Consider the following 20677-nt stretch of genomic DNA (forward strand, 5'->3'; position numbering starts at 1 on the left):
ATGCGGGCAATTGCAGGTATTGTTATGCTTTGCCCAACCGATTCTTAATTTAGCAAAAAATGAAAAAAACATTTGTTCTGTTGCACATAGCCGTAATACTTGCCGGCTTTACCGGGGTGTTTGGTAAACTTATTTCTTTAAATGAATACCTGCTTACCTGTTACCGTACCCTGTTCTCTTTTTTATTCCTGATGATTATGGTATGGATCAAAAAGCCACAATTTAAGTACTCATGGAATAACATAACGGAAATGGGTAAGGCTGGATTACTAATTGCCTTTCACTGGGTGTTCTTTTATGCCAGCATCAAATATTCCAACGTTTCTGTAGGCGTAGTTTGCTATTGCCTCACCAGTTTTTTTACTGCATTTCTATCTCCGCTTATCAACAAAAAACCTTTCAATATTACTGAACTGCTGCTAAGCATGCTTACCCTTGCCGGTATCGGTTTGATATTTCATTTTGATACCTCATTCAGAACGGGGATCATACTCGGTGTAATATCATCTTTCCTGGCATCCCTTTATACCATATTGAACGAGCGTCTGGTTAAAAAGTATGATTCAACCGTTATGAACTTGTATCAGATGCTGGTCGGATCTGTCGCGCTAATACTGGCCTCGCCGCTATATCTTTATTTCTTCCCTTCAAAAACGATAATACCAGGCACATTGGATATCATTTATTTGCTGCTTTTATCGCTTTTTTGCACGGTTGGCCTTTATGTTATGGTGGCCGAGGTTTTGAGGAAAATGTCTGCCTTTACGGTTAACTTAACCTTTAACCTGGAGCCTGTTTACAGTATTTTACTGGCAATGATTTTATTCAATGAATCCCGGCAGCTCAGTTTATCCTTTTATGCAGGCTTGTTGATCATCATCATATCCGTAATCTTACAGGCGGGACTAAGCCGGAGAAAAAGGGCAGGGGCAGATTTGTAATGAGTTACATAATCCCAGATTTACGAAGTTTTCAAAACTTCGTAAATCTTCAAGGTCTTTTATTAACCCCGTTCAGATACCCGGGCGGCTGCCTGTACCGGTAAGTCCATATTACCATCCTGCTTAATTAGGTTAAGCTTATGTTTGGTGATGACCCATTTGCCATGAGTTTCAATAAGCTCGGTATCATAAGTGCCTTCAACAATCCATAGGTCGTCACCAATAAAATGATCGGCTTTGCCATAATAATGAACAAGCGCTGCCGATCCGTTTTGCATGACATAAAAATCGGCCAGTTGGTGATGGGTTTTGTCGAAGCCGGGCAAAAAGCCGCGCCACGCCGTAATAATACCTTCGGATGGTACAACACTTGCCGGATTGCCGGTCATCGAACTATAGTCAAGCTCGACATTTTCGGCAAATGTATTTTTAACTTTGCCCCAGTCGCGCTCGTCAGCTCCGGCAAACAGCCTTATTACCGTTTCAATTATCTGCTCTTTCATGGTTTTGCGTAGGTTAAATTCACTCAAATATCAATTATCCAGCTCATTTTACATATTAACAACAATCTTTTATATAAACTTGTACTGTTATTGGTTGTTTTCCCAAAACAGCCCCACCATAAAACATGAGTCAGGATTTTTATCAACATATTTTTGCTAAACAGCAAAGGCTGGAGGCTGTGCCTTCAAACAGGGAGATTACTGCCTGGGCACTAAAAGTGATCCATTTGCTGTACCCCGAACAAACCGGGCAACAGTATGCTTCGGTTGAGGAGCTGAAGGATGAGTTTTTAAGGCTTGAGAATGAACTTTGTGACATTATGCATGCCACCAAAGCCTGCAGTAACTGTGATACCTCAAAGCTGGCCAAAAAGTTTTTTGAGGGCCTTCCCGAGCTATTCCGCATTCTGAATACCGATATCCAGGCTATTTTTAACGGCGATCCGGCCGCTCGCAGCGAATTTGAAGTGATCCGTACTTATCCGGGCTTTTATGCCATTTCGCTTTACAGGGTGGCGCACAGCCTTTATATCGATGATATTCCTCTGTTGCCAAGGATCCTCACAGAATATGCGCATTCTAAAACAGGGATAGATATTCATCCTGCTGCCCAAATAGACGAGTATTTCTATATAGATCATGGTACCGGTATTGTTATTGGCGAAAGCTGTAAAATAGGTAAGCATGTAAAGCTGTACCAGGGCGTTACTTTAGGTGCTTTAAGTGTGGATAAAAGTATGGCCAATACCAAGCGGCACCCGACGGTGGAGGATAATGTGGTGATTTACTCGGGGGCCACCATTTTAGGCGGCGAAACCATCATCGGGCACAACAGTGTGGTAGGAGGAAACGTTTGGCTCACCAAGAGTTTGCCGCCAAATTCAAGGGTATACCACACACCTAACCACAGGGTACTGAAAAGATTGAGCATTAAATTGTTCGGCCACAAGAAATAGAACATTTACCATAAAAAATATATAATGGCTTCATTGATAGACCTGATAGGCAACACGCCTATGGTAGAAATTAAAAAGCTGAACCCAAATCCAAAAGTGCGGATCTTCGCCAAACTGGAAGGCAATAATCCGGGCGGCAGCGTAAAAGACCGTGCGTCGCTCAACATGATCAGGAGTGCTATCGAGCGCGGCGATATTAAGCCCGGCACAAAGTTGATTGAAGCTACCAGCGGAAATACAGGGATAGCATTGGCTATGATTGCAAGGTTGTTTGATCTGGAGATAGAGCTGGTGATGCCATCCAACTCCACCCGCGAACGTACGCTTACCATGGAGGCCTTTGGTGCTAAAGTTACGTTGCTTGAAGGGATAGAGCTTTGTCGCGATTATGCTGAAGAAAAGGCCGCTACGGGCGAATATTTCCTGTTGAACCAGTTTGCCAACCCGGATAACTATATGGCCCACGTAAAAACTACCGGTCCCGAAATCTGGCGGGATACCGAAGGCAAGATCACCCATTTTGTAAGTGCGATGGGTACTACCGGCACCATCATGGGCTGTTCAAGATATTTGAAAGAGCAAAACGCCAACGTACAGATAGTAGGTTGCCAACCGGTTGAAGGCTCGTCTATCCCGGGAATCCGCAGGTGGCCGGAGGAATACCTGCCCAAGATCTTTGATGCTAAACGCGTTGACAGGGTGATGGATATCTCACAGGAAGAAGCCACCCAGATGGCGCGTCAGATGGCCAAAGTAGAAGGCGTATTTGCAGGCATGAGCAGCGGCGGCGCACTATCTGCTGCTGTAAGACTTGCGCAGGAACTGGAAGAGGGGCTAATCGTTTTTATTTGCTGTGACCGGGGCGACAGGTATTTGAGCAGCGAGTTATTTGGATAAATACCGAATGGAACCTACAGAGGATAGTAATAATTATAAATACGGCGTATTTTATTACAATAAAGATGATAGCCGGATCATTGTGCCCAAAAGAATTAAGTACATGGGCTGGACAGTGAATTTTGCCCACCCGTTAAGTTATTTGATTATTGCCGGGATACTGGCTGTGGTAATTGTAGCATGGATAGTTGCCCCGCAGAAATAAATATGTATTGTTCATAAACTTGCGCCCGTTTGTAAGGGGTGCTTAATATGGTATGGCGTTTGTAACGCCATTACCGGAGCTTTCGTTAGAAATGTAAGCCCGTGTTAAGCACTTCATCACAGATGTTCTCGCGGCCGGTTTGCAAGATTTTACAACACCTCTAACTCCTTCAGCTTTATCTCTAAAGCTTCGGCCGATGTAAAGTGGATGCATTTGATGCCCATCTTTTCTGCCGCTAAAATATTACGGTAATTATCGTCAATAAATAAAGCCTCACCTGCATTTACATGGTAACGATCAAGCAGGGTTTGATAAAAGGCTGGGGTGGGTTTACGCATTTTTTCGGCGCCGGATACCACAATGCCATCAAACCATCCTAAAAAATCGAAACGCTCCTGGGCCATCGGAAAAGTTTCGGCCGACCAGTTGGTCAACGCGTAGATTTTGTATTTGTCGCTTTCTTTTAATTGTTTGAATATCTCTACCGTATCGTGAAAAGGCTCGCCAAGCATCTCTATCCAGCGGGAATAAAAAGCACGGATATTAGCTTCGTGTTCCGGAAACTGAGCTACAAGTAAATCTGTACCTTCTTGTAAGGACCGGCCGGCATCCTGTTCCTCATTCCAGTCGGAAGTGCAGATATTAGCCAAAAAATCTATCATTTCCTGCTCGTTGGTAAACAGGGTGCGGTACATATAATGCGGGTTCCAGTCAATTAAAACGGCACCCAGATCGAATATTATGGTGTTGATCATTTTTTATTTGCGTGGGTTTCATGAACCTCGGCCTTTGTAACTACCGAATCTTTCAAAAAAACAACAAGCGTTTGGGTATAAATTAATTTGCCCTTGCTGTATTCTCTGTCAAGGTCGTATACCATGCTGTCTTTACTGCTTACTTGAGGACGGTGGAGCAAATGGATCACCTGTTGATATTTAAGATTATTAAGCTGTTTACTTTCAATCAGGTCATTAACCATACCCGGGCGATAAGCGAACGTAAGGCCATCTCCATCATCCCATTTATCACGGTCGAACTTTTGTTTACGGCTGCAGGCGGTTAGGCAAACTGCCAGGAGGCAGATAAATATCAAGGTTTTGCTAAGCATTTTATGTTTCGGTATTGAAGTCGGCCATATTTCAACTGCCTGTTATTGCGTAGCTTTCCCACGACCAAAAAAGGGTGTCATGCTGAGCCTGTCGAAGTATGGTGGGCAGGCCTCTCCGCACGAGTCTTCGACAGGCTCAGACTGACAGGCCTACCCAGCTTTCTGCAATAACGGATAGTTGTTGGTTTTCCAGCAGCTAAAAATACTGAAATTAATTAACCCCTAAAAGATAGCCTTTAAAATCAGCAAAATCTTTACTGATGGCTACCGCCAGTTTGGTTTTTGATTCCAGCTCTTTTACCTGCTCGGGCACTTCAATTTTGGCAGCAACCTCGTCGCTAAATACGTCAGGGAATTTACAAGGATGTGCGGTTGAAAGGAATACACCGGCGGTGTCAACAGCGGCATGGTCCTGCTTATAATCGGTTAAAGCCTGCCATGCGATAGCGGTGTGTGGGCAAACCACATAATTATAGTTATCAAATACCCAGTTGATGGCTTTTACAGTTTCCTCGTCGTCGTACTTAAAGCCAACAACCAGTTCTTTAAGCGCCTCGGTATCGTTTTTAAACAGATCGGCAATGCGTACCCAATTGCTTGGGTTACCTACATCCATGGCGTTTGAAAGCGTAGCTACTGATGGCTTGGGCTGATAAACACCGGTTTTTAAAAATGCAGGTACGGTGTCATTAACATTGGTGGCCGCGATAAATTTTTCGACAGGCAAGCCCATTTTCCAGGCTAACAAACCTGCGCCTATATTGCCGAAGTTGCCGCTTGGCACAGAGAAAACTACTTTTTTAATGCCTTGCCTTAATAGCTGTGCATATGCATTGAAGTAGTAAAAAGTTTGCGGAACCAAACGTGCAATATTGATGGAATTGGCGGATGTAAGGCGGAATTTTTCGTTCAGCTCATCATCAACAAATGCCTGTTTCACCAGGGCCTGGCAATCGTCGAAAGTGCCGTCGACTTCCAATGCGCGGATGTTTTGGCCGTTGGTGGTGAGCTGCTGCTCCTGCACGCCGCTTACTTTGCCTTTAGGGTAAAGAATAGTAACACGGGTGTTGGGTACACCTAAAAAGCCAAGGGCCACAGCACCGCCGGTATCGCCACTGGTAGCGACCAATACGTCCAGTTGTTTTTCGCCGGGTTCAAGGAAATAGCTCATTACGCGGCTCATAAAGCGGGCACCAAAATCTTTAAATGCCAGCGATGGCCCGTGGAAAAGCTCGAGGACGTAAACATTGTCTTCTAACTTAACAATAGGAGCGGGGAAGTTAATGGCATCATCGATCAGGGCTTTCAAATCGGCCTCCGGAATAGAGTCGCCAAGCAGGTTTTGGGCTACTTTGAAAGCAATTTCGGGCAAGGAATATTTATCAAGGTTGTTGATAAAATCGTCATCCAAACGGGGGATTCTATAAGGCATGTATAAGCCTTTATCCTGCGGCATGCTGTTAAAAACCGCGTCTTTGAACGATACTTCAGATAGGGTATTATTGGTACTGTAGAGTTTCATTTTTGATTTCGGAATTCGGATGTTCGATTTCGGATTTAATTCTTTACGAACTTCTCCATCCCGTCATTGCGAGGTACGAAGCAATCGCGAACTATACAAAGCGGCTCTGCTAATCGGGGATTGCTTCGTGCCTCGCAATGACGAGGCTTTTTATGATGTTGACTTAATACTTGCGACTTAGAACTTCAGACTTGGGACTATCCCAAAACCTTCGGCCCCGCGTCATTTATAGTTGATACATAACTGTTTGAACCGATCTTTAGGCCGGTTAAGTGCTGTTGCAGCTTTTGGGTGATGGCTCGTGCGGTGGCTTCGTCTTTGGTAAAGGCAAATACTGAAGGACCTGATCCTGAGATGCCAAAGCTTACAGCACCAAGTTCCATAGCCATTTCGCGCATTTTATAGAAATCAGGGATCAGCATGGAGCGTACCGGTTCAACCAAAACATCTTTCATGCTGCGGCCAATGAGGTCGATATCCTGCATGAATAAACCGCTTACTAAGCCCGCAATATTGCCCCACTGGGTTACGGCATCCTTCATCTGGATGTTTTTACGGATGATTTGGCGGGCCTCTCTTGTAGGTACATCCACATCAGGGAACACGATGGCACACCACAGGTTTTTAGGATGAGGTAATCTTACCACATCAAGCGGCTCATAACTACGGATCAGCACAAAACCACCAAACAGGGCTGGGGCTACGTTATCAGCATGGCCATGACCGCAGGCCATTTCCTCGCCTTTCATGGCAAACGGAAGTAGTTTTATCGGGTCGGAATCATCGCCTAATAATGTTTTAATAGCAAACAAACCTGCAACTGTGCTGGCCGAGCTTGAGCCTAAACCACTGCCGATAGGCATTTTTTTGTGCAGCTCGATATCTAAACCAATATCGGTACGGCCAACACTTTGCAAATAATGCTGAACGCTCACGCTGACGGTATTCTTCGCCGGATCGAGCGGCAGTCTGCCGTCATCACCGGTAATCTTGCTGAGGGTGATGCCAGGTTTGCCTGTGACGCGCATGATCACCTCATCACCGGGCTCATCAACCGCAAAGCCCAACACATCAAAACCGCAAACCACATTGGCAACTGTAGCCGGGGCGAAAACGCGGATGCTACCCCCCCCGCCCCCTGAAGGGGGTGCTACCTGTGGGGCGACTTTAACTTCTTCTAAATTATTTTCCATATTAAAATTATCAAACTGTTCCTCCCCCTTTAGGGGGGCGGGGGGTAAACTATAGTTCCCCCTTTAGGGGGTTAGGGGGCAATTAATTAGCGCCCACATTTATTAAATCAGCAAATACGCCGGCGGCGGTTACTTCGGCACCTGCGCCTGGGCCTTTTACAACCAGCGGGCGCTCACGGTACCTGTCGGTAGTAAAGGATATGATATTATCACTGCCCGACAGCATGTAGAACGGATGGTTTTCATCAACCATTTGCAGGGTGATAGTTACTTTGCCGTCCTCTAACTTGCCAATATAACGCAATACTTTGCCGTCTTTTTCGGCTGCATCTTTTAGTTTGGCAAAATGTGCGTCTTCGGTTTTAAGGGTAGCATAAAAATCCTCAACGGTTTTAGCCTCAAGGCTTGCTTTTGGCAATACGCTTTCTATTTCAACATCGGCTTCTTCCATCGCATATCCGGCATCGCGGGCGAGGATGAGCATTTTGCGCATGAAATCCTTGCCGCTCAGGTCATCACGCGGATCTGGTTCGGTATAGCCTTTGTCCTGGGCTTCTTTTACCACATCGTGGAAATTGGCATCGCCCTTAAAGTTATTAAAGATGAACGATATAGTGCCCGAAAGTATTGCTTCGATACGCTGAACCCTGTCGCCGCTGTTCATCAGGTTTTTAAGGGTATTGATGATAGGCAAGCCGGCACCAACGTTGGTTTCGTAGAAGAAATCAACGCCATGAGCGCGTGCGGTATCTTTAAACGTGCGGTACTGCTTATAGCTGCCCGAGTTGCCTATTTTATTGCAGGTGATCACCGAGATATTGGCTTTAAAGATCTCCTCGTAAAAACCAATAGGAACGGGACTGGCTGTATTATCAATGAACACACAGTTTGGCAAGTTCATTTCTTTCATCCGGTTGATGAACGATTGCAGATCGGCTTCATAAGGCGACGATTGCAGGTCATTTTGCCAGGTATCTAAAGAGATGCCATCACTATTGAACGTCATTTTGCGGGTATTGCTGATACCGGCTATTTTAACCTGGATACCGTTGTTATCTTTCAGGTATTCGCTATGGGCGTTCAATTGATTAAACAATGTTTTGCCAATGTTGCCGGTACCCAGGCAAAACGCATGCAGGGTTTTGGTCAACTGTACAAAGAATGCGTCGTGCACGGCGTTCAATGCTTTTGACAGATCATTTGCCGAGATGATCACCGAGATGTTATATTCTGATGAGCCTTGTGCTATAGCCCTTACATTAACACCGTTACGGCCCAGCGCATGGAACAACTTGCCCGACATGCCCGGAGTTTGTTTCATGTTTTCGCCAACAATGGCCAGGATGGCCAGATTCTTTTCGATAACCAGATGCTCCAATTTTTTGGCGGCAAGCTCCAGTTCAAACTCCTGTTCGATAACCTGTTTTGCCCTGTCTGTATCTTGCGGTTGCACCGCAAAGGTGATGCTATGTTCAGATGATGATTGGGTGATTAGGATCACGTTGATCTGCTCACGGGCAAGCAAGGAGAACAAACGGCCGCTAAAGCCGGATTTGCCCACCATACCGCTGCCCTCTAAATTTAGGATACTGATATTGTTGATAGATGAGATCCCTTTGATTGGCAGGGTAGAGGCCTTGCAATCATGACGGATCACGGTACCTTCAAACTCGGGCTCAAAGGTGTTTTTAATTACGATAGGTATCTTCTTTAAAAATGCCGGGATCATGGTTGGCGGATAGATGACCTTGGCGCCGAAGTAGGAAAGCTCCATAGCTTCGGTATAAGTAAGCTCGGTTAAGGAGAACGCTTTTTTCACCATGCGGGGATCGGCAGTCATCATGCCGTTAACATCCGTCCAGATCTGAACCTCCTGAGCATTTAACGCTGCGCCGAATATGGCTGCTGTATAATCAGATCCACCGCGACCTAATGTTGTCGTCTGCCCTGCATCGTTTGAGGCGATGAAACCGGTTACGATCAGCGTTTTGCCTTTGTTTTCGGTATACAGGCCTTGTACCAGCCTTTCGGTAAGTTCGGTGTTTACCTTGGCATTGCCGAAGGCGCTGTCGGTTTTAATTACATCAGCAGCATCAACAAAAAGTACATCGCCAAAATGCTGGGCTGCAACTTTACTCACCATCAGGGTTGAGCAACGTTCGCCGAAGGCCAGTACCTGGTCGCGGGTTTTCGGGGTAAGTTCGCGAAGGGTAAGCACGCCCTGTAAAAGTTCTTCCAGCTGGTTGAAGTGAATTTTTAAACGGGTAAGCGCCGGGTTTTGGTTTTGTACATCCAAAAGGGCTTTAACCGTATCAAAGTGACGTTTCTCCAATTCGGCTAAGCCTGCGGTAAACTCTTTGCCGTTTGCCGCATCTTCGGCCATGGCCGAAAGCAGGTTGGTTACACCGCCCATGGCAGATAATACCACCACCGGCTTTTCTTCATTTTTTACTTCATCCTTCAGGATGCTTAACAGGGTTTGGATGCTGCTTACAGATCCAACGGAAGTACCTCCGAATTTTAAAACTTTCATTTATGGGTTAGTAATCGTTCTGTAACAAAAAAACCTTCCTCTTTGCGGAGGAAGGTTTTTCTTTTGGCTTTCATTTTATGTTTTACACCATACGATTATCTTCCTCCGAGGTTTATACCGGTGGTAATAATAATTGTAGAAATGGTGTTGTTAATTGTCATATATAATGTCTGTAAAGTAAGTAGATTATTTTCTGATTTGCAAGGATTATTTAACAAATTATGATTTTCGTAATAATTGTAAGGCGATTGAGGGGGGGATTGATGGATTTGATAATGAGGGGGATAGGTAAAAGGTTTTATCTGTCATTGCGGATTATTGTAAGCGTACAGGGAAACGACTGCGGATCCTATATGCAGTTAAATATTTTGATTATTTAGCACGAATGCTTGCAGTGCGTCAATAATTTATGCGAATTACGCGAATTATTTCAACCTAATGCTGAGCAAGGGGTATGATTCGATCGAATGACCCTAATTACGGCTCGGAAAGGCAGTTTGTGTAATTCGCTAATTCGAATAAATTCGTGGAGAGATTTTTACCACGAATGCTCAGCATGCCATTCACAATTAACCGAATTACACAAATTATGACGTAGAATGGCAATTCGTGTAATTCGCTCAAATTCGAAAAAATTAGTGTCAAAATTAATTTGCTACTTTTGGAGCTCGATAACATGCAGGGATTAATTACAAAATCAACCGGAAGCTGGTACCAGGTACAAACCCCCGATGGGCAAAAGATAGATTGCCGCATCAAAGGTAAGTTCCGTATAAAAGGTATTACCACAACCAACCCTATTGCCGTTGGCGATGTGGTTGATTTTGAAATGGAGCCCGACAGGGAAGATGGCGTGATCACCAACCTGCATCAACGAAAAAACTACATCATCCGCAAGGCTATTAACCTGAGCAAACAGGCGCAGATCATTGCTGCCAATCTTGACCAGGCTATTTTGGTGGTTACGCTGGCCTCACCGCGAACCTCTCTGGGTTTCATCGATCGCTTTTTGGTAACTGCCGAAGCTTACGATATCCCTGCAAGACTGGTGTTCAATAAACTTGATCTGTTTAGCGATGAAGGCCTGGAAGTTTTGGCCGATTATAAAGCCATTTATGAAGACATCGGCTATCCCTGTTTTGAAGTTTCGGCCATTGAGGGTACTAATATCAGCCAGGTGCAGGATCTGTTGAAGGATAAGGTCACCTTGTTTTCCGGCCACTCGGGCGTGGGTAAATCAAGCCTGATCAACGCGTTGCTACCCGAGTTGGACCTGCGCACACACATGGTATCCGACTGGAGCGATAAGGGGATGCACACCACCACCTTTGCCGAAATGTTTAAGCTGCCGCAGGGTGGTTTTATTATTGATACCCCCGGCATCCGCGAACTGGGTGTTATCGACATAGAAAAACAGGAGCTTGGCCATTTCTTCCCCGAAATGCGCGAACGGATGAACCAATGCCGTTTTAACAATTGCCGCCACATCAATGAACCCGGCTGCGCCGTACTTGAAGCTTTGGAAGAAGGAGAGATAACCCTATCGCGCTACGAGAGTTACCTGAGTATTTATCATGGTAATGACACAAGAGCTTAGGGAGAGAATCAAGACTTTTAGAGTCAAGAGTCAGGAGAAAAGAGTCGGGACTCTTAGAATCAGGAAGCAGGAAAAAACAAGCATAAAATTTAAGCCTTTTATAAAAGATGTCATTGCGAGAAGCGGCAGGGGCAAAAGTGCGTGGGCGCGACGTGGCAATCGCATGCTATACAGGGCGGCTGTGCTTCCGTGCGATTGCCGCGCTGCGCTCGCAATGACATGGTTTTTTTATTGCTTAGGGGTAAAGTGTATGTATTAGCTTGTGGCCGAATTTATCACCCTTACCTCCCCGCCGCTTCCTTCACCAGCACATCAACAATTGCCTGCTTATTCGGCAAATATTTATTGGTCAAAAACAAGCCTCCTTTACCAGTCGAGGAATTAAAGAACAAATAAGTACCAACACCGGGATCATCACCGTCATGGCCTATGGTGCCGGTGGTATATAAATTCCAGAATATGCCTTTGTTGCGGTAGGTTAAGTTGATATTTTTAGGCGGATGCTCCTTGTTGAACTGCGCGGTGAACATGGTTTGGTAAGATGCCTCAGTAAGCAGTTTTTTATCGTGCCTGGCGATGGCCATTAAATATTTGCTCAAATCTTCGGGCGAGGTTTTTAAACCACCATCAGGGTAGGTAACCAGGTCATATAACGGGAACCGGTTCTTTTGATCGAGATATAATATGGCGTGATTTTTTAAATCTATATCCGGCACATGCCAGCCGGAATGATCCATCTTTAACGGTTTCAGGATATATTTCTTTGTAAACTCAGCATAAGAAAGACCTGATTTAAGTTCAATGAGATATGCCGCCAGTGCCGAGCCGATGTTAGAATATGAGGAAACGCCTCCTGCCGGGCCTTCACCAAAATTGGCCTTACTATAGTATTGGCCTTGCGGCGATAAATAATTGTAAAAGAACTGGGCTAAAGTTGTATCCTTTAATTTATCACCAAAACCCATTTGGTTAAGGGTGCTTACGGAGATACTGTCATAAGTCCTTAGTTTAGGATAAAAATGATAGCAGTAATGGTATATCTCAGGGTTGTCAACAATCCCCGAAGTATGGTTGGTTAACTGCCTGATGGTTATTTTTCCGTTTGGGTCGTTAGGGTTAGTTACCTTAAAAGGTAGTACATCATTAATATCGGTCTCCAGCGTAAAATACTTTAACTCGATAGCTTTCATCAAAGCAACAGCAATAACAGTTTTACTAACCGAGCCAATGTTTTGAATTGTATTAGCCGAATAGGGGATTTGGTTAGCCACATCTGCATAGCCAAAACTATGGGAGTAGCTAACTTTATTACCATCGGTCATGATCACATACATGCCGGGCAGACTTTCATGCGTAAAAGCCTGTTGTAATTTGATGGTTAAAGAGTCTGGTTGGGTTTGCGCCTGGATGCCGCTGGTTATAAGTGCAAGGGTTAGCACACGAAGAAGTGTTTTCAAGGTTTTATAGGTTTTCATGCGTCTATATTACAACAAACAGCATATAAACCCCTATCGATCAATGAAAATTATTTTATGTTCTGCTATGATAGTCGCGAACAGGTATGGTATTCAACAAAAAAGGCCTTGTGAATAACACAAGGCCCAATATTTATTCGCCTAAAGCGGTTTTGAAATCTTCGAGCAAATCGTCGAGGTCTTCAATACCTACCGAGAGGCGGATCATGCTTTCAGGAATGCCCATTTCTGCGCGGCGCTCGGCACCAAGTTCAAAGAAAATGGTTTGTGCAACCGGTATGGCCAGGGTACGTGTATCACCAAGATTGCTTGATTTTACAACCAGTTTCAGTTTATTTAAAAATGCCAGGCAGTCGATACTTTCATCAAGCTCGATGCTCATCAGGCCGCCATAGCGTGTAAATAATTCACCGGCCAATTCATGTTGCGGGTGCGATTCAACGCCTGGGTAAAATACTTTTTTAACTTTTGGGTGATTATCGAAATATTTAGCCAGGGCCAGGGCATTGCTGCAGGCACGGTCAAGGCGCAGGGCCAGGGTTTCGGCACCAACAGATATTGTATGTGCAGCTTCGGGTGATAAAGTGCCGCCGGCGTCACGTAACCCTTTCTTACGGATCTGGGTCATGCCCAGGTTTTCCGGCTTTACAGCTGCTTTAAATCCGGGGAAAATATTTGGGTAGTTTGCCCAATCAAACAAGCCGGTATTCGTAACTGCGCCACCGAGGGCGTTACCATGACCGCCAATGTATTTGGTAAGCGAGTTGATCACCAAACTGGCTTTAACATTAACCGGGTTAAACAGGTATGGTGAGGTCATGGTGTTATCAACCACGTACAGGATGCCTTTTTCTTCGCACAGATCGCCAATATTTTTAAGGTCGGCAATTTGAGTCGCCGGATTGGCAATGGTTTCAACAAACACCATGCGGGTATTTGTTTTTACTGCCGCGCGCACGTTATCAACATTGGTGGCGTCAACAAAATCAATGCTGATACCCATATCAATAAAGGTTTGGAAAATACTGCGGCTGTTCCCAAACAGGAATGAGCTGGCTACAATATGGTCAGTACCTTTAATAAGGGCCATTATCGTTGCCGAAATTGCCGCCATACCAGTTGAGAAAGCGATACTTGATACCCCGTGTTCCATTTGGGTTACCTTTTGCTCCAGGGCGGTAATAGTAGGGTTACCCTGGCGCGAATAAGCGTAACCACTTTTTTTATTCTGGAAAATATCAACCAGGTCCTGCACATCCTCGTGCCCGTAGGTTACAGAAGTGTGGATGGGTTTATGTAATGAACCATGCTCGGGTTTACCAAGCCGGTCGGCATGTAATATGGTGGTAGTGAAGCCTTTTTTTGTACTCATTTTAAATCCTATTAATTAGATATACATAATAGCGGTTGCGAACTTAATTAATTACGCACTAATTACACGAATGGAATTGACACTAATTGTACGAATGATATCTAATTGACACAAATACTTATAAGGCGTTTGCAATTTGATACACGAATTACTTATCTATAGCGAATAAGATTAATGAAATTCGCCTAAATTGTGACCAACATAAATTAATTCGTGTAAAAATTATGAGGGCTGTACTACAACGCGTTACCCAGGCAAGCTGCACAGTAGATGGAAATGTTACAGGCGAAATAGCCGCCGGATTTTTGGTATTATTAGGGATTGAAGATGCCGATACCCCAGAAGATATGCAGTGGCTTGCTAATAAAATTACAAGCATGCGTGTTTTTGGCGATGAGAACGGACTTATGAATAAAGCACTTGCCGATGTTAACGGGGATATACTTTTGATTTCCCAGTTTACCCTTTTCGCTCAAACTAAAAAAGGAAACCGCCCGTCGTTTCTGCGGGCTGCCAAGCCGGATAAAGCGATCCCAATGTACGAACAAATGGTTCAAACACTTGAGACATTGACAGGCAAAAAGATAGCTACGGGGATTTTCGGAGCAGATATGAAGATCAGCCTGTTAAATGATGGTCCGGTTACTATTATAATGGATACGAAGGACAGGGATAATCATTAAGGATGGGTTCAGAGTTGTTGATAACATAGAAAAGAAATTTCTACACGAATTTATTCGAATTAACTAATTACACGAATTGTTAAATCAGAATCAATACATTCGATTAAACGAAATATAATAAACCTTATCAACGTATGGCTATCTTATTTAAAGAGGAATCGTTTAAAATAATTGGCGCTTGTTATGAAGTTCATAAAGTTTTGGGACACGGATTCATTGAAGCTGTTTATAAGGATGCCCTTGAAATAGAATTTACCAGGCTTGGTATTCCATTTACGCGTGAAAAACCTTATACAATAATCTATAAAGAACAGGAGTTAAAGCACTATTTTTTTGCCGATTTTGTAGTTTATGATAACATCATACTCGAAGTAAAAACCAGCGGTAATATTATTGATCCGCATCTTAAACAAACACTAAACTACCTGAAAGCTTCCGGTCTTAAACTTGGCATCGTTCTAAACTTTGGTAAACCATCTTTCGAATCGCAAAGAGTAATTATTTAAGCGATACAACCTGAATTAGTGTAATTCGAATAATTGTGTATAATGTGCAAATAATTCGTGTAGAAATTTTTAATTCGCTCTTCTCATTCGTGATAAAATCTATTTATTACCCAACCCCTCTTCAATCCTCGCTTGCAAATCTGCTTTAAAAGCATCATCCAATTTCAAATCATTCTTCAATGAATCCTGAAATAGCTGCTGTACCATATCATTAATAACGCGGCTTTGTTTATTGTATAATACGCACATGCCGCAACCGGCCAGGTGAATCCTCAGCTCAATTTCCTCGCGGAAGCTTAATCTCCTGATCTGCTTTTTTTCGATCAGGAAGGTCGCCTGTTTGCAGTTATATATTATCTTATTTAAGTAGCTCATTTTAATTTAATTCCAGTTTTTTTGGAGGCATGCCCTCAGGTTAACTTTTGCCCGGTGAATGATAACCCAGAAGTTGGCCTGGCTAACATGCAGTTCGGTACAAATATTTTCGGTAGCCGCATCGTCTATGTGTTTCATGGTAAATACTACGTTCCACAGGGCAGGTAATTTTTGAAGGCATTTTTGCAGGATGCCGTTCAGTTCTTTTTTTAACAAAGGGTCCTGATCGTCCATTGCCGCGATAGGCCGTGGAGCATATTCAGCTTTCCAGTGCCCATTGTCTTCCTCAAAAAAATCATCCTGCTCCTGAGCTGCTTTATTAGCCGAAGCTATAGCCAAACCTGATGATTTTTTGCGGTATACATCAATAATTTTATTTTTAAGGATAGCGGTAAGCCACGTTCGTTCGGTGCTTTTGCCCTCAAACCGGTCCACTTTTTCAAGGGCTGCCAAAAAAGTTTCCTGTACAAGGTCTTTGGCCGTGTCCTCATCGTTGATGCGCACAATGGCGTACATATACAGGTAATCGGCATAGGTGGCAACCCATTTATGTGGGTTTAATACATTAGTTTCGGTTAACATGAAATGCGGTAATGCTAATACAATTACAGGGTTAGTCGGGCGCTGGGCTTAATCCTTACAAAATAAGTTTAAATTTATTTTATTTTAATCCAAGACATTCCTGATGATTACTAAGTTACGCTACATGCCTTGATTTGAGCTTATTATGCCGATATTTATATCAGTAAAAAAAGTAAAAAATTATTGTAAGGTTATCCCCATAAACCCGACAAAGCAGTAAAAAACGTATATCATTTAATCTAAGTGAAATGAGAAAGATCAGAATACTTGCGTTTGTGCCGTTTGTTATAGGTGCAGTAATCGTTTCTGTCGCATTTATAAATTGCAAAAGCGGGGCTAAAACCAGCCACAGCGATAATTTAAAGTTTGATGGTAAAGGTTTTGCCCTTGTTGAACTGTTTACTTCCGAAGGCTGTTCAAGCTGCCCGCCGGCCGACGAACTGGTTGCCAAAGTTCAAAAAGAAGTGGGCGATAAGCCTGTTTATATTTTAGCCTACCATGTTGATTACTGGAACCGCCTTGGCTGGAAAGACGTTTTTAGCAGTGCCGATTATTCCAAACGTCAAAATGAATATGCGCGTTGGTTAAACCTATCGCAGGTTTACACGCCGCAAATTGTGGTTAATGGTAAAACGGAGTTTGTAGGTTCGCAGGAGGAGCGTTTACGCAGCACTATTAAAAGCGGCTTGCAGGGGAGCGGCACTGTTCAATTAAACTTAAGTGTTACACTTAGTGCAAATAATACAGCTTCGGTGCAATATAAAGTTGAAGGCAATACCGGGAGCGCACCTAATGTGATATCATTGGCATTGGTTCAAAAACAGGCTATTGTAAAAGTTGAGCGTGGTGAAAACGGCGGCCGAACATTGGCCCACGCTCAAATTGTCCGAAACCTGCAAACCATGCCTTTAAACAAAAACAAAGGCAGCGCAACTATTGCTTTACCTGCCGGGGTTGAGGCCCGGGGATGGGAAGTAATAGGTTTTGTGCAAAATACAAGCAACGGCGCTGTTTTGGCAGCATCGAAAAGCCTGTTCAAAATAACAGCAGATGTTGGGCAACAAGATAAAAACTTATAATAGTTGTGCTGAATGGCATTAGAGCATTTAGATGAAGATAATTAAAGAGAAACACCCGCTGTTAATGCGCTGGACGCATTGGGTAAACTTTCCCATCCTTACCATCATGATTTGGAGCGGGCTGCTCATTTACTGGGCCAATGATACTTACACTTTCACGCTCTTCGGTGTTACTTTTATTCGCTTTTTTCCGCAGGGCTTTTATGATGCGCTGCACATTCCCCGGCGGCTGGCCGAGGGTATGGCTTTCCACTTTTTGTTTATGTGGTTTTTTGCGCTTAACGGCTTGTTGTATGTGTCATATACCATAATATCGGGCCAGTGGCGTGAGCTTGTGCCTAACCGGCATTCATTTAAAGAAGCCTGGCTGGTGGTTTTGCACGACCTGCATATCCGCAAAATGGCTCCCCCTCAAAATAAATACAACGCAGCCCAGCGCATTGCCTACACAGCAATTATTGTCATGGGCGTTGGCTCGCTGATAACAGGACTGGCTATTTATAAGCCGGTGCAATTTAATTACCTGGCCTGGATTTGCGGAGGGTACCATTTGGCCCGCATCTGGCATTTTGTGCTCACCATTGGTTATGTATTGTTTTTCCTGGTGCATGTTGTTCAGGTAGTACTTGCCGGCTGGAACAACTTCAGATCGGTTATTTCGGGTTTTGAGGTAATAGATGAAAAACCACAGCCTGTTATTCAAATTCAAAACGATGAAACTAACGAAAAAACTGAATAAGGTTTTCAGCAAAAATAAAGGCCCCAGAAAGGAGCTTACCGTTGAACAAAAGATCAGCCGTCGCAATTTTATCTCCTTCGGCAGCTTCCTGGTATTGGGCGGTGCCGCCTATGGGGGCTGGCGCTGGTTGTATACTTCGCCCAATGAGGCGCCGGGTATCACCGGAGAGGCCCATAAGCCACTGCGCGCTGTGCTTAATGCCAATGAAAAGGTGGTGCGCCAATTATACAGTAATAAAAACCTGGTAAAAACCTATCCTAAAGAAATGGCCGCCACGGTAGTGCGTCATAATAGTGATATAGGCTCGGAGGGGTTAATTGATGTAGACAGATGGAAACTGTCGGTCAAAAAGCAGAACGGTGAGGTTTTGAATATCGGTATCGACGAAATAAGAAAGCTCCCTAAAACGGAGATTATTTATGATTTTAAGTGCGTAGAAGGCTGGGATCAGATCTCGCATTGGGGAGGCGTAAAGTTCAGTGATTTTATTGCTCACTTTAAGCTTGATGCCGAAACCCGGTTTGAGTATGTAGGCATGGAAACGCCCGACAAGGAGTATTACGTGGGCGTTGACATGCCAAGCGCTATGCACCCTCAAACCCTGCTGGCCTATGAGGTTAACGAAAAACCCTTGCCTCCAAAGCATGGCGCACCGCTAAGGCTCATTATTCCTGTAAAATATGGCATCAAAAACCTGAAACGGATAGGCAGCATAACTTTCAGCAATAGCCGCCCCCGCGATTACTGGGCCGAGCAGGGGTATGACTATTACGCAGGGTTGTAAAGAACAGGTCAGGGAAGTCGCGTTTAAAATAACTCCATCTGTTTTACTAATCTTATACTGAAAAAATTTCTACACAAATGCTTTGCAAGCGCTCCACAATTAATCGAATTACACAAATCTTAAATTGATTCAATTCGTGTAATTCGATTAATACGTAAAAATTAGTGTGAAAATTTTTTATTTATTGTTTTTCAATCCGCATGGTAAACCGCTATTATATATTGATGTAATATTTGCATATTGCATTAAATGCCGGCCAATAAACTACCACTTTCCAAACAGCTTGCTTATGCCTGCGGAATGATAGGATGGAGCATCATGACCAATATTATCATTGTGATGCTGCCATACTTTTACCTGCCGCCAAACAATGCCGGGCTTACTACGCTGGTACCTCAATTGTTGCTTTTTGGCCTGTTCAATATCATGTCTGTGATTACAGCTTCCGGGCGGTTGGTGGATGCTTTTTTTGATCCTTTTATTGCCTCGCTAAGTGATAAAAGCGAAAACCGCCGTGGGCGGCGCATTCCTTTTATGCAATGGGCTGTTTTACCTGCCGCCTTATTTTGCGGATTAACCTTTTACCCCATGGTAAAGGGCGAAAGTATCCATAACGCTTACTGGCTTACCTTTTCGCTCATTTGTTTTTTTATGGGCGCTACGGCCTATATTATCCCGTACAACGCCCTGCTGCCCGAGCTTACCCGCACAGGCAGCGAAAGGGTTAAACTATCATCATTACAACAGGTGGGTTTTGTAATAGGGATTATCCTATCGGCCATGGTCAATAACTTTGCCGACTGGGTACAACGCCTTGCCGATATCCCCAATCGTGATACCGCCGTACAGTACACCATTTGGGGGCTGGCCATATTTGCCGGGCTGGTAATGCTCGTACCTGTATTCGCCATTGACGAAAAACGGTATTCAAACGGTCACCCCTCGCATTTATCACTCTTGCCAGCTATTCAAAAAACCTTTGAAAACCGAAATTTCAAGTACTACCTGATATCCGATTTTTCGTACTATATGGCATTAAGCATCATATCAAGCGGCTTACTGTTTTTTTTAAAATCGTTGTTAAATCTGCCCGAATCTATGGGCGGAGAGCTTATGGCTACTATGGTATTGGTATCACTGCTGTTTTATCCGCTGGTTAATTACCTGTCGCAAAAGATCGGCAAAAAACCTATCGTGCTTTTTTCGTTCGGACTACTGAGTTTAATTTTTGTGGCGATATTTTTCCTGGGCAAACTTCCATTTACACCGCAGGTGCAAATCTATACGCTGGTTATCAGCGCATCGTTTCCGCTGGCCTCGCTGGGTATTTTGCCCAATGCAATACTTGCCGAAATAGCACAGAACGAGGCTAAACGTACCGGTGAGAACCGCGAAGGGATGTTCTTTGCGGTTAAATACCTGTTTGTAAAACTGGGCCAAACACTGGGTATTGCATTGTTTGCGTTTTTAACCATTTACGGAAAAGACCCGGATAACGATTATGGCCTGCGCCTGAATGGCATTTGTGGTTGTGTGCTTTGTTTGCTGGCTTTTGTTTTCTTTAACCGGTTCAGGGAGCGCAGGAACAGGGGCAAAAAAAGAACCGCTCATCATTGAGCTTTAAATC

General features: G+C 44.0%; 21 protein-coding genes. 11 read left to right on the forward strand and 10 right to left on the reverse strand.

Annotated features, from left to right (window positions below; genetic code table 11):
- The first annotated feature begins 59 nt into the window (after positions 1–59).
- The gene (locus tag ACEN82_RS25435; protein WP_413323083.1) at positions 60–941 is read left to right on the forward strand and encodes a DMT family transporter; all 882 of its coding nucleotides are present in this window, start codon (positions 60–62) and stop codon (positions 939–941) included.
- A gap of 62 nt (positions 942–1003) precedes the next feature.
- Here the strand turns inward: ACEN82_RS25435 and ACEN82_RS25440 are convergent, their stop codons facing one another.
- Entirely contained in the window at positions 1004–1444 is a 441-nt protein-coding gene (locus ACEN82_RS25440) for a nuclear transport factor 2 family protein (protein ID WP_188834194.1), read from the reverse strand.
- 125 nt (positions 1445–1569) lie between these two features.
- Between ACEN82_RS25440 and epsC the strand changes: the two genes are divergently transcribed.
- Genes epsC through ACEN82_RS25455 form a run of 3 tightly spaced genes read left to right on the forward strand, consistent with a single transcriptional unit; the run spans position 1570 to position 3502 of the window.
- Positions 1570–2400: a serine O-acetyltransferase EpsC gene (gene epsC, locus ACEN82_RS25445; RefSeq protein ID WP_413323084.1), complete on the forward strand. Its 831-nt coding sequence runs from the start codon at positions 1570–1572 to the stop codon at positions 2398–2400.
- 24 nt (positions 2401–2424) lie between these two features.
- Positions 2425–3297, forward strand: coding sequence for a cysteine synthase CysM (cysM, locus tag ACEN82_RS25450; protein WP_090533424.1), 873 nt, complete (start codon positions 2425–2427; stop codon positions 3295–3297).
- 7 nt (positions 3298–3304) lie between these two features.
- On the forward strand, positions 3305–3502 hold the full coding sequence (locus ACEN82_RS25455; protein WP_413323085.1) for a DUF5808 domain-containing protein: 198 nt from the start codon (positions 3305–3307) through the stop codon (positions 3500–3502).
- A gap of 149 nt (positions 3503–3651) precedes the next feature.
- Here the strand turns inward: ACEN82_RS25455 and ACEN82_RS25460 are convergent, their stop codons facing one another.
- From ACEN82_RS25460 to thrA, 5 genes are all read right to left on the reverse strand, one after another.
- Positions 3652–4257 (reverse strand): HAD family hydrolase, encoded by a 606-nt coding sequence (locus ACEN82_RS25460; protein ID WP_413323086.1) that lies wholly within the window; start codon positions 4255–4257, stop codon positions 3652–3654.
- A complete protein-coding gene (locus tag ACEN82_RS25465; protein ID WP_413323087.1) occupies positions 4254–4610 on the reverse strand; it encodes a hypothetical protein in 357 nt (118 codons plus the stop codon). Before ACEN82_RS25465 ends, ACEN82_RS25460 begins: the two co-directional genes overlap by 4 nt.
- 211 nt (positions 4611–4821) lie before the next feature.
- The gene (thrC, locus tag ACEN82_RS25470) at positions 4822–6132 is read right to left on the reverse strand and encodes a threonine synthase (RefSeq protein ID WP_413323088.1); all 1311 of its coding nucleotides are present in this window, start codon (positions 6130–6132) and stop codon (positions 4822–4824) included.
- Between the two features lie 197 nt (positions 6133–6329).
- A complete protein-coding gene (locus tag ACEN82_RS25475; RefSeq protein WP_413323089.1) occupies positions 6330–7325 on the reverse strand; it encodes a homoserine kinase in 996 nt (331 codons plus the stop codon).
- Positions 7326–7407: 82 nt separating this feature from the next.
- Positions 7408–9858: a bifunctional aspartate kinase/homoserine dehydrogenase I gene (gene thrA / locus ACEN82_RS25480; protein ID WP_112656387.1), complete on the reverse strand. Its 2451-nt coding sequence runs from the start codon at positions 9856–9858 to the stop codon at positions 7408–7410.
- Positions 9859–10534: 676 nt separating this feature from the next.
- Between thrA and rsgA the strand changes: the two genes are divergently transcribed.
- Positions 10535–11455: a ribosome small subunit-dependent GTPase A gene (gene rsgA, locus ACEN82_RS25485; RefSeq protein WP_413321338.1), complete on the forward strand. Its 921-nt coding sequence runs from the start codon at positions 10535–10537 to the stop codon at positions 11453–11455.
- A gap of 281 nt (positions 11456–11736) precedes the next feature.
- Here rsgA and ACEN82_RS25490 read toward each other — a convergent pair whose 3' ends face one another.
- Positions 11737–12930, reverse strand: coding sequence for a serine hydrolase domain-containing protein (locus ACEN82_RS25490; protein WP_413321336.1), 1194 nt, complete (start codon positions 12928–12930; stop codon positions 11737–11739).
- A 133-nt stretch (positions 12931–13063) separates the two neighbouring features.
- Positions 13064–14302, reverse strand: a complete 1239-nt coding sequence (locus tag ACEN82_RS25495) for a cystathionine gamma-synthase family protein (protein WP_413321335.1) — start codon at positions 14300–14302, stop codon at positions 13064–13066.
- 224 nt (positions 14303–14526) lie between these two features.
- Here ACEN82_RS25495 and dtd point away from each other — a divergent pair, with 224 nt between their 5' ends.
- Positions 14527–14985, forward strand: a complete 459-nt coding sequence (gene dtd, locus ACEN82_RS25500) for a D-aminoacyl-tRNA deacylase (protein WP_413321334.1) — start codon at positions 14527–14529, stop codon at positions 14983–14985.
- 134 nt (positions 14986–15119) lie between these two features.
- Positions 15120–15491 (forward strand): GxxExxY protein, encoded by a 372-nt coding sequence (locus ACEN82_RS25505; RefSeq protein ID WP_110584233.1) that lies wholly within the window; start codon positions 15120–15122, stop codon positions 15489–15491.
- 99 nt (positions 15492–15590) lie between these two features.
- On the opposite strand, the gene ACEN82_RS25510 is transcribed toward ACEN82_RS25505, so the two are convergent.
- The gene (locus ACEN82_RS25510) at positions 15591–15866 is read right to left on the reverse strand and encodes a hypothetical protein (protein ID WP_413321333.1); all 276 of its coding nucleotides are present in this window, start codon (positions 15864–15866) and stop codon (positions 15591–15593) included.
- Between the two features lie 6 nt (positions 15867–15872).
- Positions 15873–16448, reverse strand: coding sequence for a sigma-70 family RNA polymerase sigma factor (locus tag ACEN82_RS25515; RefSeq protein WP_413321332.1), 576 nt, complete (start codon positions 16446–16448; stop codon positions 15873–15875).
- 248 nt (positions 16449–16696) lie between these two features.
- On the opposite strand from ACEN82_RS25515, the gene ACEN82_RS25520 reads away from it, so the two are divergent.
- The 4 genes from ACEN82_RS25520 to ACEN82_RS25535 all read left to right on the forward strand — a co-directional run bounded on the left by ACEN82_RS25520 (position 16697) and on the right by ACEN82_RS25535 (position 20667).
- Complete coding sequence (locus ACEN82_RS25520; protein ID WP_413321331.1) at positions 16697–17527, forward strand: DUF1223 domain-containing protein; 831 nt, start codon at positions 16697–16699, stop codon at positions 17525–17527.
- Between the two features lie 31 nt (positions 17528–17558).
- Complete coding sequence (locus ACEN82_RS25525; RefSeq protein WP_413321330.1) at positions 17559–18266, forward strand: cytochrome b/b6 domain-containing protein; 708 nt, start codon at positions 17559–17561, stop codon at positions 18264–18266.
- Entirely contained in the window at positions 18241–19050 is an 810-nt protein-coding gene (locus ACEN82_RS25530) for a molybdopterin-dependent oxidoreductase (RefSeq protein ID WP_413321329.1), read from the forward strand. The genes ACEN82_RS25525 and ACEN82_RS25530 overlap by 26 nt, the downstream gene beginning before the upstream one ends.
- Before the next feature lie 249 nt (positions 19051–19299).
- Positions 19300–20667: an MFS transporter gene (locus tag ACEN82_RS25535; protein ID WP_413321328.1), complete on the forward strand. Its 1368-nt coding sequence runs from the start codon at positions 19300–19302 to the stop codon at positions 20665–20667.
- The last annotated feature ends 10 nt before the right edge of the window (positions 20668–20677 follow it).

The sequence above is a fragment of the Mucilaginibacter sp. Mucisp73 genome, from assembly GCF_059491465.1.

What these genes read in the sequence shown, in the direction of transcription:
- ACEN82_RS25435 (WP_413323083.1), top strand. Translation starts at nt 60, where the DNA reads ATGAAAAAAACATTTGTTCTGTTGCACATAGCCGTAATACTTGCCGGC.
- ACEN82_RS25515 (WP_413321332.1), bottom strand. Translation starts at nt 16,448, where the DNA reads ATGTTAACCGAAACTAATGTATTAAACCCACATAAATGGGTTGCCACC.
- ACEN82_RS25440 (WP_188834194.1), bottom strand. Translation starts at nt 1,444, where the DNA reads ATGAAAGAGCAGATAATTGAAACGGTAATAAGGCTGTTTGCCGGAGCT.
- cysM (WP_090533424.1), top strand. Translation starts at nt 2,425, where the DNA reads ATGGCTTCATTGATAGACCTGATAGGCAACACGCCTATGGTAGAAATT.
- thrC (WP_413323088.1), bottom strand. Translation starts at nt 6,132, where the DNA reads ATGAAACTCTACAGTACCAATAATACCCTATCTGAAGTATCGTTCAAA.
- ACEN82_RS25475 (WP_413323089.1), bottom strand. Translation starts at nt 7,325, where the DNA reads ATGGAAAATAATTTAGAAGAAGTTAAAGTCGCCCCACAGGTAGCACCC.
- thrA (WP_112656387.1), bottom strand. Translation starts at nt 9,858, where the DNA reads ATGAAAGTTTTAAAATTCGGAGGTACTTCCGTTGGATCTGTAAGCAGC.
- ACEN82_RS25505 (WP_110584233.1), top strand. Translation starts at nt 15,120, where the DNA reads ATGGCTATCTTATTTAAAGAGGAATCGTTTAAAATAATTGGCGCTTGT.
- rsgA (WP_413321338.1), top strand. Translation starts at nt 10,535, where the DNA reads ATGCAGGGATTAATTACAAAATCAACCGGAAGCTGGTACCAGGTACAA.
- ACEN82_RS25460 (WP_413323086.1), bottom strand. Translation starts at nt 4,257, where the DNA reads ATGATCAACACCATAATATTCGATCTGGGTGCCGTTTTAATTGACTGG.
- epsC (WP_413323084.1), top strand. Translation starts at nt 1,570, where the DNA reads ATGAGTCAGGATTTTTATCAACATATTTTTGCTAAACAGCAAAGGCTG.
- ACEN82_RS25490 (WP_413321336.1), bottom strand. Translation starts at nt 12,930, where the DNA reads ATGAAAACCTATAAAACCTTGAAAACACTTCTTCGTGTGCTAACCCTT.
- ACEN82_RS25520 (WP_413321331.1), top strand. Translation starts at nt 16,697, where the DNA reads ATGAGAAAGATCAGAATACTTGCGTTTGTGCCGTTTGTTATAGGTGCA.
- ACEN82_RS25525 (WP_413321330.1), top strand. Translation starts at nt 17,559, where the DNA reads ATGAAGATAATTAAAGAGAAACACCCGCTGTTAATGCGCTGGACGCAT.
- ACEN82_RS25530 (WP_413321329.1), top strand. Translation starts at nt 18,241, where the DNA reads ATGAAACTAACGAAAAAACTGAATAAGGTTTTCAGCAAAAATAAAGGC.
- ACEN82_RS25535 (WP_413321328.1), top strand. Translation starts at nt 19,300, where the DNA reads ATGCCGGCCAATAAACTACCACTTTCCAAACAGCTTGCTTATGCCTGC.
- dtd (WP_413321334.1), top strand. Translation starts at nt 14,527, where the DNA reads ATGAGGGCTGTACTACAACGCGTTACCCAGGCAAGCTGCACAGTAGAT.
- ACEN82_RS25510 (WP_413321333.1), bottom strand. Translation starts at nt 15,866, where the DNA reads ATGAGCTACTTAAATAAGATAATATATAACTGCAAACAGGCGACCTTC.
- ACEN82_RS25455 (WP_413323085.1), top strand. Translation starts at nt 3,305, where the DNA reads ATGGAACCTACAGAGGATAGTAATAATTATAAATACGGCGTATTTTAT.
- ACEN82_RS25465 (WP_413323087.1), bottom strand. Translation starts at nt 4,610, where the DNA reads ATGCTTAGCAAAACCTTGATATTTATCTGCCTCCTGGCAGTTTGCCTA.
- ACEN82_RS25495 (WP_413321335.1), bottom strand. Translation starts at nt 14,302, where the DNA reads ATGAGTACAAAAAAAGGCTTCACTACCACCATATTACATGCCGACCGG.